The organism is Streptomyces sp. 13-12-16 (assembly GCF_002114215.1).
Taxonomy (GTDB): Bacteria; Actinomycetota; Actinomycetes; order Streptomycetales; family Streptomycetaceae; genus Streptomyces.
Genome location: NZ_NCTE01000655.1, coordinates 1 through 2,264 on the forward strand (window position 1 = coordinate 1; position 2,264 = coordinate 2,264).

The following is a 2,264-nucleotide window of genomic DNA, read 5'->3' on the forward strand; positions in this document are numbered from 1 at the left end:
CGCGCGACCCGGGGAACCTGCGACGGAAAGGTGACGGCCCGCCGGTCGGGCGGGTGCCGTCCCTCGCCTCGCGTGGCGCGGCAGTGTAGACATGGCACATGGTCCGACTCATGGGTCGATCCCGGCCCCGGTCGTCCCTGCGGCTCGGTGCCGCGGCGTCCGTCCGGCGCCGGCGGAGCGCGGACGGCCGCTCCCGGTGGCGTCCGGCGGCGGGACTGCGGTCGGTGCTGAGCGGGCGCAGCGTCGCCGGACAGGTGTTCGTGCTGCACCTGGTGATCGTGCTGCTGCTGGTGGTGGCCGCCGTCGTGGCGCTGGTGCTCCAGGTGCGCCGGGACAGCACGCAGGAGGCCCGCAACCGCTCGCTCGCCGTCGCGGAGACCTTCGCGAACGCTCCGGGCATGGTCGAGGCGCTGGACTCCCCCGACCCCACGGCCGTGCTCCAGCCGCGTGCCGCGGCGGCCCGCGAACGGGCGAACGTCGACTTCATCGTCGTCATGAACACCGACGGCATCCGCTACACGCATCCCAGAGCGGACCGCATCGGCAAGAAGTTCGTCGGCACCATCGGGCCCGCGCTGGCCGGCGAGCCGGTGGTGGAGGAGATCGAGGGCACCATCGGAGAGCTCGTGCAGGCGGTGGTGCCGGTGGAGGACGCCGGCGGCGAGGTGGTGGGCCTGGTGTCGGCCGGCATCACGACCGAGCGCGTCGGCGGGGCGGCGGAGGACCAGTTTCCCCTCGTCCTGGGCGCGGCGTTCGCCGCGCTCGCCCTGGCGACCGGCGGCGCGGCCCTGGTGAGCAGACGGCTGCTGCGCCAGACCCACGGCCTGGGCCCGCGCGAGATGACCCGGATGTACGAACACCACGACGCGGTGCTGCACGCGGTGCGCGAAGGGGTGATCATCGTCGACGGGGACGGGACGCTCATGCTCGCCAACGACGAGGCGCGCCGGCTGCTCGGCCTGCCCGAGGACGCCGAGGGCCGGCCCGTGCCGGACATCGGTCTGGACCCCGGCACCGCCGAACTGCTCTCCTCGGGCCGCGTCGTCACGGACGAGGTGCACCTGGTGGCCGACCGGCTGCTGGCGGTCAACCAGCGGCCCACCGACCGGGCGGGCGGCCCGCCCGGCAGCGTGGCCACGGTCCGCGACTCCACCGAGCTGCGCGCCCTGTCCGGCCGGGCGGAGGAGTCACGCGAGCGACTCAACATGCTGTACGACGCGGGGGTGGGCATCGGGACGAGCCTGGACGTCACCCGCACGGCCGAGGAACTCGCCGAGCTGGCCGTGCCGCGGTTCGCCGACTTCGTCACGGTGGACCTGTTCGAGTCGGTGCTGGCCGGCGGCCACCCCGACGCGGCCGGCGTACTGCGCCGCGCGGCGTCGGCGGGGATCGGCGCGGACGCCCCGCTCTACCCCAAGGGCGAGCAGATCCGCTTCGTCGCGTCGTCCCCGCAGGGCGTCAGCCTCGCCACCGGCCGGCCACTCCTGGAGCCCCGGCTCGTCGAGGCGCCCGGCTGGCACGCGCAGGACGTGGAGCGCTCCGGGCAGGTCATGGAGTACGGCATCCATTCGCTGATCACCGTGCCGCTGCGGGCCGGGGCGCTGGTGCTCGGGGTGGTCAGCTTCTGGCGTTCGCGGAAGGCGGAGCCGTTCGACAGCGAGGAGCTGGCGCTCGCGGAGGAGCTGGTCGCGCGGGCCGCGGTCTCCATCGACAACGCCCGCCGTTACACGCGCGAGCACAGCATGGCGGTGACGCTCCAGCGGAGCCTGCTGCCGCGCACCCTGCCCGAGCAGAGCGCCCTGGAGATCGCCTACCGCTACCTTCCCGCACAGGCCGGGGTGGGCGGGGACTGGTTCGACGTGCTGCCGCTGTCCGGTGCCCGGGTGGCGCTCGTGGTCGGCGACGTCGTCGGCCACGGCCTGCACGCGGCGGCCACGATGGGGCGGCTGCGCACGGCGGTGCACAACTTCTCCGCCCTCGACCTCCCGCCCGACGAGCTCCTGGCCCTGCTCGACGAGATGGTCGGGCGCATCGACCAGGACGAGGCGCAGGACGAGCAGAGCGCGCCGGTGACGGGGGCGACCTGTCTGTACGCGGTCTACGACCCGGTCTCCCGGCGCTGCACCGTGGCCCGGGCGGGCCATCCGCCGCCGGCCGTGGTCCGCCCGGACGGCGGGGTGGAGTTCTGGGAGGTGCCCGCCGGTCCCCCGCTGGGGCTGGGCGGTCTGCCGTTCGAGTCGGCCGAGCTGGAGCTGCCGGAGGGC

1 protein-coding gene is annotated in these 2,264 nt (G+C 74.9%); it reads left to right on the forward strand.

Annotation, left to right across the window (positions count from 1 at the left end; all coding sequences use genetic code 11):
* Positions 1-110: 110 nt before the first annotated feature.
* The coding region (locus tag B7767_RS25125; protein WP_085574190.1) for a SpoIIE family protein phosphatase at positions 111-2,264 on the forward strand (2,154 nt) is incomplete at its 3' end.